This is a genomic window from Chitinophaga sp. YR573 (assembly GCF_900110995.1).
In the GTDB taxonomy this organism is placed as follows: Bacteria; Bacteroidota; Bacteroidia; order Chitinophagales; family Chitinophagaceae; genus Chitinophaga.
The window spans coordinates 132,276-148,982 of the sequence record NZ_FOJF01000002.1; the positions used below are offsets into that span (position 1 = coordinate 132,276).

Here is a 16,707-nt window from a genome sequence, read left to right on the forward strand (position 1 = left end):
ATGATTAAATCATTGGACCTTACTGTAAGTATCCTCTATATCATTGGTATTGTAGGTATCGGCTTATGGTCTGGTATTAAACACCGGAGAAAGAATAAAGGCAATGCTGCCAGCGAATATTTCCTGGCAGGGAAAACGCTGCGCTGGCCGATGATAGGACTGGCACTCTTTGCTACCAATATCTCTTGTGTACATCTGGTAAGTCTTGCACAAAGCGGATTTGACACCGGCCTGCTGAATGGTAACTTTGAATGGATGGCCGCTTTTACTTTAATCCTGCTGGCATTGTTTTTTGCTCCCTTTTACATTAAATCCGGGGTAGCGACCCTGCCAGATTTCCTGGAGAAAAGATATGACAGGGCCAGTCGTGACTGGCTGGCCATTGTATCAGTAGTCTCCGCCATCATCATTCATATTGCATTCTCCCTGCTGGCAGGTGGTATTGTACTGCATACTTTGTTTGGCGTGGATATGTACACCAGTGTGATCATTATCTCCTTACTAACAGCATTATATACCATTGTAGGTGGTTTGACAGCCGTGGTTGTCACAGAGTCTATCCAGACGATAGTGCTCTTAACAGGTGCAGTAGTCATCAGTATTGCGGCGTATCATAAGATGGGTGGCTGGCAACCTATGGTGGATGTATTACAGCAGCATAATCAAATGAATAAGCTGTCAATGATGCGTCCACATGGAGATGAGAGTGGCATGCCCTGGTACGCTGTATTCCTGGGTTACCCGGTACTGGGTATCTGGTACTGGTGTGCTGACCAGACAATCGTGCAGCGGGTATTAGGTGCAAAAGATGAGAATCATGCAAGGGTAGGGCCACTGTTCTGCGGGTTTATCAAGATACTGCCGGTATTCATCTTTGTATTGCCCGGATTGTTTGCCTACACATTATCACAAACAGGTTTGCTGGATGTGAGTTCGTTAAGAACTGCCACAGGGATTAACAGTAAAGGAATTTATACATTGATGATTACACAATTATTACCTACAGGTTTGATAGGAGTATTGGTAGCTGCGTTATTATCCGGCCTTATGAGCCAGGTATCAGGTGCATTGAACTCTATTTCAACGATGGCCAGTTATGATATTTATCAGCGGTATTATCCAGATACTACAGATAAACAACTGGTCATAGCAGGTAAGATATCCGCCGGTATTGCGCTGGTACTATCTCTTGCATTAATGCCTTTGTTAAATAGCTATGAGAGCCTGTTCAATGGCCTGAACGATATTATTGCACATATCGCACCACCTATTACCTGTGTATTCCTGCTGGGTGTTTTCTGGAAGAAAGCTTCTGCAGTATCTGCGAAATATACACTGTGGATAGGTTCTGCACTGGGAGTAGTAGTATTCATCATTAATAAGCTGTATCAGGATACTATTATCGGGCATATTCCTTTTATGATGATGGCGTTTTACCTGTTCTGTATTTGTGCCGTAATGCAAATAGTTTTCTCTTATGCTTATCCGGTAAAGCATACCGCAGAGAGTAGCACTTTATACTGGAAAACTCCCTGGGAACCTTTGCAAAGCCAGGGTTGGAAAGGGCTATTAAATTATAAGTTTTTATCCGTATTACTATTGCTGGTAATGGGTGTATTATTTTGGTTGTTCCGTTAAAAAGGAAGCGTATGAAAAAGTTACTGATCGGCTGTTTATGTATAGCAGCCTGTAATAGTCAGCCTGTGAAACGGTACGGTATGATAACAGGTTTAAAGCCTGATAAAATAAACGAGTATAAACAATTACATGCTGCGGCATGGCCGGGTGTATTAAAGAAGATAAATGAAGTGAATATCAGGAACTATTCTATCTATCTTAAAAAGATAGATGATAAATACTACCTGTTCAGCTACTTTGAATATACCGGAAATAACTTTGACGCAGACATGAAAAAGATGGCGGCCGACAGCACAACGGTAAGATGGTGGAGCTTAACCGCTCCAATGCAGATACCGTTGCCGGAAGCCGCCGCGGAAAAGCAGACCTGGACCAGTATGGAAGAGGTATTTCATTATTAATGTAAAACGATTGTATGGGTCTCTTAAGTGATAAGATTATTATTCTTACGGGTGGTTCTATGGGTATTGGTTTTGAGTGTGCGAAGAAATATGCAGAAGCTGGTGCTGTAGTTGTGGTACTGTCTAATGACAACGATTCTCTGGCAGATGCCATGAAGGAATTAGGTGTAAAGCATCATAGTATTGTATGTGATGTGTCTGTAGGGGAAGACGTTAAGAAAGCTGTTGAAGAAACGTTACAAAGGTTTGGGCGTATTGATGCTATTCATAATAATGCAGGTATTGCAGCGCCATCCAGACCGTTACATCTTACAGAAGAAGATGAGTGGGACAGATTGTTTGATGTAAATGTTAAAAGTATCTACCTGACTACAAAATATGGACTGGAAGCATTGAAATTAACGCAGGGAAGTATCTTGAATACAAGTAGCCTGGTAGCAGAAATTGGGCAGGAGAATCACGCGGCTTATACCGGTACAAAAGGAGCAGTAAATAGTCTGACAAAATCAATGGCGCTGGATTATGCACAGTTCAATATACGTGTGAATGCGCTTGCACCGGCAGCAGTATGGACACCTTTACTGCGGGAGTGGAATAGTGAGCAGGACAGTGAATCTATGGAAGAATACCTGGCGCAGATTCATCCATTAGGGTATTGCCCCGAAGGTGATGTAATTGCAGATGCAGGTGTGTTTTTGTTATCTGATAAAGCAAGGTTTATTACCGGCTGTATTTTACCTGTCACAGGAGGAGCAGAGCTTGGATACAGACGTCTTCATCATTAAGCCTGTTTATTCCTGTTCCTGTATTCCGTAGGAGATACGCCCATTAAGCGGGAGAACATCCGTGAAAAATAATATGGGTCTTCAACACCTGCATGCTGTGCAATCTCTTTGACGGTCATAGTGGTGAATAATAAATACTGGCAGGCCTTCTGTACTTTCAGATGGTTGAAATACTCTATGGGAGAATAACCCGTTTTTTCCCGGAAGATAGCAGAGAAATGAGAAACCGAAAGATTCGCAAAGTTAGCCAGTTCATTCAATGTTAGTACCGTATGGATCTTTTGCTGCATCAGCGCAATCGTTAGTGCAATCACATCATCTTCCGGTTTATTCTCTACATAATTAAATTTATCCTCGTATAATAAAGAAGAAAGGAAATGATAAAAGATCATGTTCACATAGCGGAGATTATCTCCGCTATATCCTTTTTCAAGATTGGAATAAATTTCCTCAAATAATTTTATGCGATTCTCATTATAGGTAAGATGAGGTTTATAATTTCTTGATTTCTGCAGGATGAGTTCTACGATGTAAGCAGCTATCTCCCCCTTAAAATGAATCCAGTAAATAGTCCATGGGTCGTTGGTGTTAGCAGAATAACGATGTGGAGTATTAGCCGGTATAGTGATGAATTGTGAGGGGGAGATCTCTATCCTTTTTTTATCTATCTCTATCCAGCCACTCCCTTCCACACAATAGATAATGATATGTTGTCCTACCCCGGCAGGACGTTGTATATAATGCCCTTTCGCTTTAGGGTAGTAGCCGATATCAGTAATATACACCTGTTGGGTGATCTTGTCTTTGGTGAGGAAGTCGGCCATAATCTTTTTGGGCAGTACGATCAGCTGCTGTCCGTCGAAGCCCTGCCGCTTTCTGAGTACTTTATCTTTCATCATGGAACGATCTTTTTCTAAAGATCATAAAATAATCCATCATTATCATAAAAATCACTATTCCGGGGGTGAATGCTAAACACGAGATTTGTTCTAATTCCACGATTAAAAATGAATGTTATGAAAAAACTGGTATCCCTGTATATCTTGTTGATGGCTGTATGTATGCAGTTACCGGCACAAAATAAGCCGGTTAGCGGTAAGGTACTGGATGCATCGACTAAAAATCCACTTCCTTTTGTCACCATTACCAATGTTACTAACAAAAGCGCTTCCCTGAAAACGGATGTAAGCGGTAATTTCTCTGTAAATGCTACCGGTAAGACTGTCCTCGTATTTAGTTTTGTAGGCTACAAGCCCCGCACAGTTACACTCACACCTGGCGACACTGCTTTTACTGTTAATCTGGAAAAGGATATCTCCGGACTTAGTGAAGTAGTGGTTATTGGTTATGGTCAGCAGAAAAAGTCAGATATCACCAGCGCTGTTGCCAGTTTATCCGGTAAAGAGTTAAGCGAACTACCCGTGACTTCCATTAACAGCGCTTTGCAGGCCCGGGTACCGGGAGTGCAGATCAGGAGTGCCGGATATGAACCGGGCGCAGGAACTTCTATTAAGATAAGAGGGATTAACTCTATTACACAGGGGGGCGGACCTATTTATGTTGTAGATGGAGTAATTGTAACCGGCGACATCCGGGAAATTAACCCTTATGATATTGAATCAGTAGATATCCTGAAGGATGCTTCTGCTGCCGCTATTTATGGCTCCAGGGCTTCAGAAGGAGTGGTGATCATTACCACTAAGAAGGCAAAGAGTGGCAGAGCATCTATTGATTATAATGGCTACTACGGCGTACAGAAGATTAACCGTACATATGATTTCGTAGACGGTAAAACCTATGCCGATCTTAGAAGACTGGCCTGGAGTGATGAAGATCCTACCGCATGGCCTATGAATGATCCGGCTACAGATAAGAAGATCTTTAGTGCGGTAGAGTTGAAAAGTCTGGCTGAGGGGAAAACCTATAACTGGGCAGATGCTATTACACAAACGGCGCCCATGCAAAGCCACACATTAAGTATTTCCAATGGTATTGGAAAGAATAAGATTTATCTGAGTGGAAATTACCTGGATCAGAGTGGGATCATCAAAGGATCTGAACTAAAGAGATATTCCCTGAAAGCCAATATGGAATCATCTGTAACGGAAAAGGTATCTATCGGTTTAAATACTAATTTCTCTCACCTGGATAATAATGTAGTCAGCAATGAGGCATATTATAATGCTATCAGCATGAGCCCACTGCGCCCTATCTATGATTCAACGGGTAAACCAATGGTAGATATAGATCCTAATACAGGAACTATTACAGTTACGAATCCACTGGCCCTTACCAATGAAGCAGTATTTAAGAAAATAGATGACCGTTTAATAGGCAATGTATATCTGGATTATAAAGTCATTCCCAGTCTTACCTTCCGTTCTAATGTAGGAGCTGATATTTACAAGAACCAGCAGTTTGAATACTATCCGCGTTCTACAGGAGCCGGATATCTGCTGAAAGGAGTGGCTAAAGTGCAGAACTTTGGATACAGGGATTTCTTATGGGAAAATACACTGACCTATGACTATAACCTTTCAGAAAAGCATTCCCTCAATATACTTTCCGGATTCACTTTCCAGAAGAGAAGACAGGAATGGAATTTTGAACAGGCATCTGGTTTCCCTACAGATGAACTGACATATAAAAATATGAGCCTCGCTAACAGAAGAGATTTAATCCAGAGTGATTATTTCAACTGGGCAACCAGTTCTGTATTAGGCAGGGTAATCTATAAATTCAAGCAACGGTATATTTTAAACCTCACGGCCCGTTACGATGGTTCTTCCCGCTTTGGTGCACAACACAGATACGGCTTCTTCCCATCTATCAGTGGTGCCTGGCGTTTGATAGACGAACCGTTTATAGGTGTGAAATTCAAATCAAGAGTAAACGATGCTAAAATCCGTATCAGTTACGGGGTAATAGGCAACCAGGATATCTCTTACGATAATGTGTTTGCAAGGCTGAATTCGGCCAGTTATCCCTTTAATGGTACAAGTCAGTCAACCGGTTACCAATTGGGCAGTAATCAGGGTAATGATGCCTTAAAATGGGAAAGTCAGTACCAGTTCAACACAGGGTTTGACTTAGCCATGTTTAGTTCCAGGGTACAGCTGACAGTTGACTTCTATAATAAGGATGTACATAATCTGTTGTTACAGCGAAACCTGGCATTATCCCAGGGCTATGATACCAAGATGATTAATGTGGCGTCCCTGAATACAAAAGGAATTGATATCGGTATTAAGTTATCGCCGGTGAAAACACCCAACTTCGACTGGCAGGTGGACCTGAATTTCTCTAAGTATAAATCGAAAGTAACATCACTCTTACCAGGTCGTGACTCTTTGAGTCCTTATCTGAAAGTAGGAGAAGCGCCGAACAGTTTAATAGTTGATTACGTATTTGATGGGATCTATAATAAGGGCGATGATTTCAAACTGAACCCTACCGGTAAACCCGGAGATGTGCGGGTAAAAGATTTAAATAATGATGGTATTATTAATCAGTACGACCGTGCCATTGTAGGGCGCACTACACCTAAGGGCTGGGGTGGTATCTGGAACTACTTCCGTTATAAGAGAATTTCCCTGACCGTATTCGCCAGTTATATGTATGGGCACGATATCTACAATAAAGCCTATACCGATTACCTGTATTCCAATGGCCGTAATGTGATCCTGAAAGAAGGATTGAATTACTGGACACCGGAGAACACGCATACGAATATTCCCCGTCCCAATGCATTTGGTAGTTCTACACGTACCCTGCCTTCAGGCTCTTCCAGTTATGCGGTGCAGAAAGGAGATTTTATCCGTATCAGGAATATCACAGTAGCGTATGATTTTTCTCCTGCGTTACTGTCAAGGATTAAGATAAAATCAATGGGTGTGTATGGTCAGGTATTAGAGCCTTTCCTGTTTACAAAGTATAAGGGGATAGATCCGGAGATTGATGCCGGTAGTTACGACATCTATCCAAGATTCCGTACTATTCTCTTTGGTGTGAAAATCGGTTTATAACTTTAAAACTACAACGTATGTTTTCTCATAAGGTCCGTTTGATCTGTCTTATTATACTTTTATCCGGTTGTAGTAAGCAGCTGGATATTAAACCGGAAGTATTCATTTCTCCTGAACAGCTCTACAAAGACGAAGCAGGAGTAGTAGCCGGTGTAACCGGCATATATCGCCAGTTGCTGATACTGAAACGTTCTGATTACGCTATCATAGGTATGGTTGGCACAGATGAAGGAAAGACCACCATCTTTGTGCCTACCTGGGGGCCTTACTGGCAAGGCTTCTCCGCAGTAAACAGTTATTCTCCTTTGATGACCGGACAGAATGATGTGGTGCAGGGTTTCTGGTCTGTTTCCTACAAGGGTATTACCAATGCTAATCTGGCTATTAAATATATTACAAAGGCTCCTGTAAATGAAGCGCTGAAGAATCGTTGTATAGGAGAAGCAAAATTCCTGCGGGCTTTATTCTACTTTTACCTGGTGCAGTTGTTTGATGGTGTTCCTTTACCTACAGACGCTGATAACCCTGATGCAGATCGTGATGGTTACCCACGTAGTAAAGCAGAAGATGTATACAAGCTGATAATAGAAGACTTACAATTCGCTGCCACTAATCTCAATAGCAAAGGAGCTGGCGGCCAGGACCCGGGAAGAGCTACTAAAGAAGCAGCTATTGCTTTGTTAGGTAAGGTATATCTTACCCGCAAAGACTACGCAAATGCAAAGGCTACATTAGCCCCTTTGTTAACAGCTACGAATGTTAGCCTGATGACTAAATACGCGGATCTGTATGTGGAAACCAATGAAAACAATATAGAGTCGCTGTTTGAAATCCAGTTTTCAAATGAAAATGATAACACCAGTAATATGGCCAATAACACTGGTTGCTGGCAGATCAATTCTCCTGGTCTGAGTGGCGCTGGCGGACATGTAATCATTCCTACAGATTATTACTATCAAAGTTTTTCTGATGATGACCTTCGGAAGGATGCAACTTTCCGTACAGTGTTTTATGATTCCAATGGCAACCTGGTAGATTATTCCTGGTGGGCAGATGTAGGCAAACCACATGTAAAGAAATTTGATATCACGAAAGGTATTTCTGTGAGTGGATCGCTTTCTTCCCGCAATATGTATTACCTGCGTTATGCGGATGTTATCCTGATGTATGCAGAGGCGGAGAATGAGTTGAATGGGAGTGCTGCAGCGGTAGAAAATCTGAATAAGATCCGTCATCGTGCAGGACTGGCAGATTGGTCGGGTAGTGTGGCCCAGTCGGATTTACGTTCAGAAATTATGATGGAAAGAATGCGGGAACTGGGCTTTGAAGGCTGGCGTTGGTTTGATCTGAAAAGAACAGGTACTTTATTAGATTCAACGAAGGCACATAATATTGATGCTGCTCCGAATATGCTGCCTAAGCATTTGTTATACCCTATACCTGCAAAAGAATTTGAGAATAATCCTGCCCTTAAGCCGGCGGATCAAAACGAAGGATATTAATGAGAACATTGTCTTTTATCTGCCTCTGTGTTTGCCTGTTTTTTAATGTACAGGCGCAGGATAGTACGGTACTATCTGGTAGCCTGGTGCGTGTTGTGGTAAATAATAATACCGGGAAAGTAAGTTATTACTTTTCCACTGGCGCAAAGCTGGAGAATACTATTGCTACTATCGATGAACACAGTAGTGGATATATAAGCAGCGGTAGTTTCAAAAATCATTACACTACCATACACGCTATAACAGATAGCTTTGGTACAGGTAAACAACTGGATATTGAACATACAGATGCTCAGATAAAATTCCGTCTGGTACAACATATCAGGGTATATAATCAGCATTTATTAATAAATGTAGAAGCAATAGGTACTGATCTGGAAACAAGGGATATTTCCCCTTTATCAGTACCTGGTAATTTAACCATGCCAGGTAACGATCTGCGAATCCTGGATGTACCCTTCGATAACGACGAATGGACAAGGGTAAATACTATAAAATGGCCTGGTGCCAAAGGCACCACTTACGAATTCTCTTCTATCTACGATATACATACAATGTCTGGAATAGTATTCGGTAGCATTACACATGATTTTTGGAAAACGGGTATTGTATATGGAGATTCTTTAAAAATCTATGGTGGCATAGCTACCCCGGATAAAGACGGTACACATGACCATGCTCCGCATGGTACAATGAAAGGGAACACACTAAGTTCTCCGCTGATTTATCTGTCAGCTACAAATGATATCCGCACCGCATTTACCGATTACGGAAAAGCAAATACGATCATAGCCGGGAAATTAACCTGGAAAGGGTATGCCCCCGTATACTGGAACAGCTTTGGCGTAGAAGGCGTATTAGGTTATTCCAAAGTAATGATGCCAACAGGTGTCATTAAGATCGCTGATTTTATCCATACCCTGGATAACTTTAATAAATACGCAAAACCTGTATTAAGCATAGACTCTTATGACCAGGGAATTTATACTACTGATTTACTGGCCTCACTAGGTCGCTACGGTAAAAAGAGAAATGAGCAGATGGGATTTTATTTTATCCCTTTCGCCATATGGACATGGAAGAACTCCATAGACCAGCAAATGATAGGCAATACATTATTGCAGGATATGGTATTAAGAGATAAAGACAGGCATCCTGTCTTATACAAAGACGGCGACTGGGGGGCTTATGCTATCGACCCCACTCATCCGGCTACAAGACAATACATCATCACGCAGTTACAAAAAGCAAAAGCTATTAATGCTACTTTTATCAAAATAGATTTCTTAACCGCAGGTGCATTAGAATCTACTTCCAGATATAATAAGTCTGTAAGATCTGGTATGCAGGCATACAATGCTGGTATGAAGATGTTAAAAGGACTAGTAGATTCTATCATGGGGCCTGATATCTTTATTACCCAGGCAATATCACCAATGTTCCCGCACCAGTACGCACATACCCGTTTCATTTCTACAGATGTCTACTCTCATTTAAGAGACGACGAACCAGGCTTCCCTCACTATGGCAGTACAGAAGCCTCTCTGTCCGCAGGCTCTCATCTATGGTGGGTACAAGGCACATTATGGCCATACACCAATTTGGATGTAGCCGTGATGAAACGTTTCCAGCAGAACCCGGATTTATCAGAACAGGAAGTGAAAGTAAGAATATACGCCATGATGGCGATGGGTAGTATCCTCGGTGATGGATCTGATTTCAGAGATAAACTGGCAGTAGAACGGGCAAAGAAATACCTGAATAACGCAGACGTATGCCAGTTCTTCAGTAACCCGAAAGCATTCACACCTTTGCGTATGTCTGACGGAGAAGGAATGGACCAGCAGATGAGCTTTTATTTAAAAGGAGATACTACAATGGTAGGCTTATTTAACTTTGATACAAAACTGCCTTTTAAAGAAGTAATCGTGTTAAAAGATCTTGGTTTGAGTGAAGGGAAGTATCTGATGAAAGATTTCTTAACAGGAGATCTATTGGGTGAAATAACTGATACAATGTCTATAACGGTGCCTGTAAAGGATGCCATCATGATAAAACTTGTAAAAATATGGAAGTAATAGCCTGGATAGAAAAGGTGTCGATACCTACGTATAAAGTTGGTAAGCCTGAAAAGAATCCGATGTTCCTGGAGAAGAGAGTATACCAGGGAAGTAGCGGGGTAGTATACCCGCATCCGGTCATAGAGCAGATTGCGGATGAGAAAACAGAGGTGGAATATACCGCTGTTTTCCTGGAAAACGAATACCTGAAGATTATGATTCTGCCCGAGATAGGCGGTAGGATACAAAGAGCGTACGATAAAATAAGGAAACGTGATTTTGTCTATTATAACCAGGTGATTAAACCCGCATTGGTAGGACTGGCAGGTCCATGGATCTCCGGAGGAATAGAGTTCAACTGGCCGCAGCATCACCGGCCCAGCACTTTCGAGTCCGTAGATTATACAATAGAAGAAAATGCAGACGGAAGTAAAACAGTATGGGTAAATGAGACAGAGATTATGTTCCGTACTAAAGGTATGGCAGGGTTTACTTTATATCCCGATAAAGCTTATTTAGAGATTAAAGGAAAATTGTTTAACCGTACACCTTTCCCTCAGACATTTTTATGGTGGGCCAATCCTGCTGTAAAAGTGAATGAACATTATCAATCCGTTTTCCCGCCGGATGTATATGCCGTATTTGATCACGGTAAAAGAGATGTATCAGATTTTCCTATAGCTACAGGTACCTATTACAAAGTGAATTATGCACCAGGAACAGATATCTCCCGTTATGATACTATTCCTGTTCCTACTTCGTACATGGCTATCCGTTCCCAATATGATTTCATGGGTTGTTATGAACATGATACACAAGCAGGAATGCTGCATGTAGCAGACCATCATTTATCTCCCGGTAAAAAACAATGGACCTGGGGCAATGGAGACTTCGGATATGCATGGGACAGGAATCTGACAGATGAAGATGGGCCTTACATTGAGTTAATGACCGGCGTATTTACAGATAATCAGCCAGATTTCTCCTGGTTACAGCCGAATGAAGGCAAAACTTTCGAACAGTATTTCATGCCTTACGCAGGTATTGGTATGGTGAAGAATGCAACGAAAGAGGCCATGATTAATGTCTCAGTTTCAGATAAGGAGATGGTGATAAAGGTGTATGCTACTGCAAGATATGAAGGTGCAGTAATACAGGTATTGCAAAAAGATAAAATAGTAAAAGAGTATAAAGTAAATCTTTCACCTGCAGATATCTTCGAAGTTACTTTCTTAGGTGAAGCAGATAAAGTAATTGTAACAGATAACAAAGGCTCCATACTGGTATCCTGGCAGCCAGAAAAGCCTACAGATAAAGCGATTCCCGCTGCTGCTACACCGGCTAAACTACCTGCTGAAATAACACAGGTAGAAGATCTGTATCTAAACGGACTGCATTTAGAACAATACAGACACGCAACCTTCAACCCGATAGACTATTATGAAGAGGGCTTAAGAAGAAGTCCCGGTGATATCCGCTGTAACAACGCAATGGGATTATTACACCTGAGACGTGGCCAGTTCAAAAAATCACTTCCCTTTTTCAGAACAGCAATTGAAACATTAACCAGCAGAAACCCCAATCCTTACGATGGGGAAGTATATTACAACTTAGGGCTAGCCTTATTTTATCAGAACGACTTAGACGAAGCATATGACTCTTTTTATAAAGCTACCTGGAATGACGCCTGGCAGCACAGCAGTTTCTTAATGCTGACAAGAATTGCCTGCGCCAAAGGAAAGTTTAAAGAAGCATTAGCATTAATAGAAAAATCATTAATCAGAAATTATCACAGTCACACCGCCCGTCACTTAAAAGCAATATTGCTAAGAAAGAACGTTGAGGAAACAGAAAAGAGAACCCAGTTTATAAAGGAATCAATATCTATAGATTCCTTTAATTATGGTTGTTTATTCGAATGGTATCTCATAGAAAAAGATATAACCATACTGAATAAAATGAATACGCTCATGCGTGGCGCCTTGAATAATTACCTCGAATCATCATTAGACTATGCACAGGCAGGGTTATATACAGAAGCTGCTGAAATATTAGATTATTGCCCATCTACCAATCCTTTAATAAACTACTATAAAGGCTGGTTTGCATTGAAAAACGGTGAAACTGATAAAGCTCTTGCATTATATAAACAGGCTGCCATACAAAACCCCGACAGATGTTTTCCAAATAAAATAGAAGAAGTATTGATTTTAGAAAATGCAATACTCTTAAATCCAACAGACGCACACGCACATTATTACCTGGGAAATTTCTGGTATGATAAAAGACAATACCCGGAAGCAATCGCCAACTGGGAAGCCGCTGTAAACCTGAATAACACTTTCGCTACCCCTTATCGTAATCTGTCATTAGCCTATTACAATAAGTTAAATGAAAAAGAGAAAGCCATAGAATTCATGGAAAAGGCTTTTGCTTTAGACAGGACAGATTCCCGCATTTTAATGGAGCTGGATCAGTTGTATAAGATTACAGGTAAAGGATTTAAAGAGAGATTGGATTTACTGGAAACACATGCTGCTTTAGTAGAAGAGAGAGATGACCTCTACCTGGAAAGAATAACATTGTACAATAATCTCAGGCAATTTGAACACGCAAAAACATTATTATCCAAAAGAAAATTCCACCCCTGGGAAGGTGGAGAAGGACGTGTAGTAGGACAGTACATTCTATGTTATACACAATTGGCTAAACAGGCTATCCAGCAAAAAGAGTTCGAAAAAGCACTGGAATTACTGATAGCAGTATCTACCTATCCTGATAATCTGGGAGAAGGTAAGTTGTATGGTGCCCAGGAGAATGATATCCATTATTTACTGGGTTGTGTATATGAAGGATTAAACCAGACTGATAAAGCAGGAGAATACTTTATCGCGGCTACACGTGGCATTAGCCAGCCAGTGCAGGCTATTTACTATAACGATCCTCAGCCCGATAAAATCGTATACCAGGCTTTAGCATGGCAAAAATTAGGAGAGCCTGAAAAGGCAACAGAAATCTTCAACAGGTTCATCCTGTTTGGAGAGCAACACATGTTTGACGCAGTATTTATTGACTACTTCGCTGTATCACTACCGGACATGCTGGTGTTTGACATGGACATTAATTTACGTAATACTATTCATTGTAAATACCTGGTAGGACTGGGGTATTCAGGTCTTGGAGATACTATACAAGGCCGTAAATACCTGGATGACGTGCTGCAGTTAGATGTTAACCACCAGGGAGCAGTTTTTAACCCATTGATAAAGGAATAGCCAATGTTATCTGTTTTGAGTAAGAGTTATGGAAAAGACTTATACCTGATCACTTTAAAAAATGATCAGATTGTTGTTAATATTACGAACCTGGGTTGTACGGTTACAGCTATCTATACACCTGATAGCAATGGTGTAATGAAGAACATTGTTGCAGGATTTAGTGACCTGGCATTTTATGAACAGAATGATGCGTATTTTGGTTGTGTAGTAGGGCGTTATGCTAATCGTATTGCAGGAGGGAAGTTTACATTAGCCGGGCAACCGGTGCAGCTTTCTGTGAATGATGGTACCAACCATTTACACGGTGGTTTTGAAGGTTTTCATAAAAAAACCTGGTCTGTGGTGACTGAGATCAGAGAGGAAAATCAGGTAGGTGTGGTAATGGAATATTTAAGCAAAGATGGAGAAGAGGGATATCCGGGTAATTTACTGGTACAGGTACGATATACACTGGATAACGCTTGTAAATTAAGTATCCGCTATACCGGTCATACCGATAAACCTACTCCGGTGAATCTCACCAATCATTCTTACTTTAATTTAAGTGGTTTTGAGCAGGCATTGATAACCGGTCATCTTTTAAAGATTAACGCTTCACATTATACCGGTAAGAATAATCATAATGTACCAGATGGCAGTGTGATCGAAGTACGGGGCACAGCCCTGGATTTTCAGCAGGCTAAACGAATAGGGGATGATATTGATCAGTTTCCCGATGACAAAGGATTTGATCATAATTATGTTTTAAATAGTGAAGGAGAGATAACAGAAGCTGCAGTATTATATGAACCGGTAACAGGGCGGGAGTTAAGGGTATTTACAGATCAGCCGGGGATGCAGTTATATACGGCGAACTGGTGGTACGGTGGCTTATACCCTAGACACGGAGCAGTGGCATTGGAAACACAGGCTTTTCCTGACAGCCCGAATCATCCTTCATTTCCCTGTACTATTTTACATCCGGGAGAAGTGTATGAGAAACATACGATTTATGAGTTTGGAGTGAGATCATTAAAATCCAGTTATGAAACAATCTTATAATAATACCTATATCCTTGGGATCTCCTTTATTTCTGCATTGGGAGGTTACCTGTTTGGGTTTGATTTTGCCGTTATTTCAGGGGCATTGCCCTTTTTACAGCAACAGTTTGGTCTGGATGCTTACTGGGAAGGATTTGCGACTGGCAGTCTGGCCCTGGGGGCAATCATCGGTTGCCTGGTGGCCGGAACAATGGCAGACAAATACGGGCGCAAAAAAGGCCTGTTACTGGCAGCCGCGATCTTTGGCATTTCGTCTCTGGCGATGGCATTAGCGCCGGCCCGGGATTTCTTTATAGCCTTCCGGCTGGTAGCAGGGATTGGTGTGGGCATGGCATCTATGTTGTCCCCTATGTACATCGCAGAGGTGGCACCAGCGCATTTACGGGGTCGTATGGTGGCCATTAACCAGCTGACTGTAGTAACAGGTATACTGGTGACTAACCTGGTAAATTATACGTTAAGAAATAATGGGCCAGATGCCTGGAGATGGATGTTTGGGCTGGGTATTATTCCTTCCCTGTTATTCTTCGCAGGAGCCTTATGGCTGCCCGAAAGCCCGCGCTGGCTGGTAAAAGTGGGCAGGTCAGAAGAAGCTGGTATAATACTGGAAAAAATAGGGAATGCAAAGGATGCGCTGGGTATTATCGAGCGGTCAATGAACGAAAAACTAAACGTAGGTCCGGCATTTAATAAGGCCGTATTACCTGCCGTATTTATCGGTATAATCCTGGCTATTTTCCAGCAGTTATGCGGTATTAACGTAGTGTTCAATTACACTCCCAGGATTTTCCAGAGTATAGGCGTTTCACAGGACGGTCAGTTATTACAAACCGTTTTCATCGGAGGGGTAAACCTGGTATTTACGCTGCTGGCGATGGTACTGGTGGATAAGCTGGGCCGCAAACCATTAATGCTGATAGGAGCTGGTGGACTGGCTATTCTGTATATTATCGTGGTAAGGATGCTGGCAGCAGGTTCTGCCAATGTATCCTGGTTCCTGCTGGCGGCCATTGGTACATATGCGATGTCGTTAGCCCCTGTTACCTGGGTACTGATCTCTGAAATATTCCCTAACAAGATCCGTAGCGCCGCCACTTCAATTGCTGTACTATCTCTCTGGGCCGCTTATTTCGTACTGGTATTCACTTTCCCTATCCTTTTTGAAAGGTTGAAGGACAGTACTTTTTATATTTATGCAGTAATCTGTGTACTGGGTTTTATATTTATCTGGAGAAATGTACAAGAAACAAAAGGAAAAACACTAGAAGAACTGGAAGATGTAATTGTGAGGCATTAACGCATAATGCTTAAATTAGAGGTCTATTTGATAAACATTATGGCGCAGACATCTTCAATTACCACACTATTTATAGACATAGGCGGTGTTCTCCTGACTAATGGCTGGGATCGCGCAGCGCGCAAGCTGGCGGCAAGTACTTTCTCTCTGGATCTGGTAGAGCTGGAAGAAAGACATCATCTTACCTTTGATACTTATGAGGAAGGTAAGCTCACGATGGACGAGTATCTTAGCAGGATCGTATTTTACGAAGACCGCAGTTTTACCAGGGAAACATTCAAAGAGTTTATGTTCTCCCGAACGGAGCCTTACAATGAAATGATAGAACTGATCTGCAAGCTGAAAGAAAAACATGGCTTAAAGATCGCTATCGTGAACAATGAAGGACGTGAGTTAAATCAATACAGGATCACCACATTCGGGATCAATAAATTTGTAGATTTTTTTATCTCTTCCTGTTTTGTTCATTTCCGTAAACCGGATGCAGATATCTTCCGCATTGCACTGGATATCGCATTCGTAAAGCCAGAGGAAGTATTGTATATAGAAGACCGTGCGATGTTCGTATCCGTGGCTGAAAACCTCGGTATTAACGGACTATTGCATGTGGATTATGCTTCTACAAAAGAGAAACTGGCCAGTCATGGCCTCACATTATAAACTACTCAATAAGCTCCGTT

Annotated in this window: 11 protein-coding genes; 10 read left to right on the top strand and 1 reads right to left on the bottom strand. The window is 41.6% G+C overall.

Going from position 1 to position 16,707, the window contains the following annotated elements; all coding sequences use genetic code 11:
* From BMW86_RS20595 to BMW86_RS20605, 3 genes are read left to right on the top strand one after another with little or no spacing between them, the layout of a single operon-like run.
* Positions 1-1,638 (top strand): sodium:solute symporter, encoded by a 1,638-nt coding sequence (locus BMW86_RS20595; RefSeq protein ID WP_089783835.1) that lies wholly within the window; start codon positions 1-3, stop codon positions 1,636-1,638.
* 11 nt (positions 1,639-1,649) lie between these two features.
* Positions 1,650-2,039, top strand: a complete 390-nt coding sequence (locus tag BMW86_RS20600; protein ID WP_218149201.1) for an L-rhamnose mutarotase — start codon at positions 1,650-1,652, stop codon at positions 2,037-2,039.
* A 14-nt stretch (positions 2,040-2,053) separates the two neighbouring features.
* Positions 2,054-2,824: an SDR family NAD(P)-dependent oxidoreductase gene (locus BMW86_RS20605; protein WP_089783836.1), complete on the top strand. Its 771-nt coding sequence runs from the start codon at positions 2,054-2,056 to the stop codon at positions 2,822-2,824.
* Here BMW86_RS20605 and BMW86_RS20610 read toward each other — a convergent pair.
* On the bottom strand, positions 2,821-3,723 hold the full coding sequence (locus tag BMW86_RS20610) for an AraC family transcriptional regulator (protein WP_255372972.1): 903 nt from the start codon (positions 3,721-3,723) through the stop codon (positions 2,821-2,823). The genes BMW86_RS20605 and BMW86_RS20610 overlap by 4 nt on opposite strands.
* A gap of 117 nt (positions 3,724-3,840) precedes the next feature.
* Between BMW86_RS20610 and BMW86_RS20615 the strand changes: the two genes are divergently transcribed.
* Genes BMW86_RS20615 through BMW86_RS20645 form a run of 7 tightly spaced genes read left to right on the top strand, consistent with a single transcriptional unit; the run spans position 3,841 to position 16,687 of the window.
* The gene (locus tag BMW86_RS20615) at positions 3,841-6,849 is read left to right on the top strand and encodes a SusC/RagA family TonB-linked outer membrane protein (protein WP_177189335.1); all 3,009 of its coding nucleotides are present in this window, start codon (positions 3,841-3,843) and stop codon (positions 6,847-6,849) included.
* Positions 6,850-6,866: 17 nt separating this feature from the next.
* Positions 6,867-8,351, top strand: a complete 1,485-nt coding sequence (locus BMW86_RS20620) for a RagB/SusD family nutrient uptake outer membrane protein (protein WP_089783838.1) — start codon at positions 6,867-6,869, stop codon at positions 8,349-8,351.
* Entirely contained in the window at positions 8,351-10,429 is a 2,079-nt protein-coding gene (locus tag BMW86_RS20625) for an alpha-amylase family protein (RefSeq protein WP_089783839.1), read from the top strand. Before BMW86_RS20620 ends, BMW86_RS20625 begins: the two co-directional genes overlap by 1 nt.
* A complete protein-coding gene (locus tag BMW86_RS20630; protein WP_089783840.1) occupies positions 10,420-13,686 on the top strand; it encodes a DUF5107 domain-containing protein in 3,267 nt (1,088 codons plus the stop codon). The genes BMW86_RS20625 and BMW86_RS20630 overlap by 10 nt, the downstream gene beginning before the upstream one ends.
* A gap of 3 nt (positions 13,687-13,689) precedes the next feature.
* On the top strand, positions 13,690-14,730 hold the full coding sequence (locus BMW86_RS20635; RefSeq protein ID WP_089783841.1) for an aldose epimerase family protein: 1,041 nt from the start codon (positions 13,690-13,692) through the stop codon (positions 14,728-14,730).
* Positions 14,714-16,027, top strand: coding sequence for a sugar porter family MFS transporter (locus BMW86_RS20640; protein ID WP_089783842.1), 1,314 nt, complete (start codon positions 14,714-14,716; stop codon positions 16,025-16,027). Before BMW86_RS20635 ends, BMW86_RS20640 begins: the two co-directional genes overlap by 17 nt.
* A 39-nt stretch (positions 16,028-16,066) precedes the next feature.
* Positions 16,067-16,687: an HAD family hydrolase gene (locus tag BMW86_RS20645; RefSeq protein WP_089783843.1), complete on the top strand. Its 621-nt coding sequence runs from the start codon at positions 16,067-16,069 to the stop codon at positions 16,685-16,687.
* Positions 16,688-16,707: the final 20 nt, after the last annotated feature.

Coding starts and splice junctions, on each gene's coding strand:
- BMW86_RS20635 (WP_089783841.1), top strand. CDS start 13,690: ATGTTATCTGTTTTGAGTAAGAGTTATGGAAAAGACTTATACCTGATC.
- BMW86_RS20605 (WP_089783836.1), top strand. CDS start 2,054: ATGGGTCTCTTAAGTGATAAGATTATTATTCTTACGGGTGGTTCTATG.
- BMW86_RS20610 (WP_255372972.1), bottom strand. CDS start 3,723: ATGATGAAAGATAAAGTACTCAGAAAGCGGCAGGGCTTCGACGGACAG.
- BMW86_RS20600 (WP_218149201.1), top strand. CDS start 1,650: ATGAAAAAGTTACTGATCGGCTGTTTATGTATAGCAGCCTGTAATAGT.
- BMW86_RS20620 (WP_089783838.1), top strand. CDS start 6,867: ATGTTTTCTCATAAGGTCCGTTTGATCTGTCTTATTATACTTTTATCC.
- BMW86_RS20615 (WP_177189335.1), top strand. CDS start 3,841: ATGAAAAAACTGGTATCCCTGTATATCTTGTTGATGGCTGTATGTATG.
- BMW86_RS20595 (WP_089783835.1), top strand. CDS start 1: ATGATTAAATCATTGGACCTTACTGTAAGTATCCTCTATATCATTGGT.
- BMW86_RS20645 (WP_089783843.1), top strand. CDS start 16,067: ATGGCGCAGACATCTTCAATTACCACACTATTTATAGACATAGGCGGT.
- BMW86_RS20625 (WP_089783839.1), top strand. CDS start 8,351: ATGAGAACATTGTCTTTTATCTGCCTCTGTGTTTGCCTGTTTTTTAAT.
- BMW86_RS20640 (WP_089783842.1), top strand. CDS start 14,714: ATGAAACAATCTTATAATAATACCTATATCCTTGGGATCTCCTTTATT.
- BMW86_RS20630 (WP_089783840.1), top strand. CDS start 10,420: ATGGAAGTAATAGCCTGGATAGAAAAGGTGTCGATACCTACGTATAAA.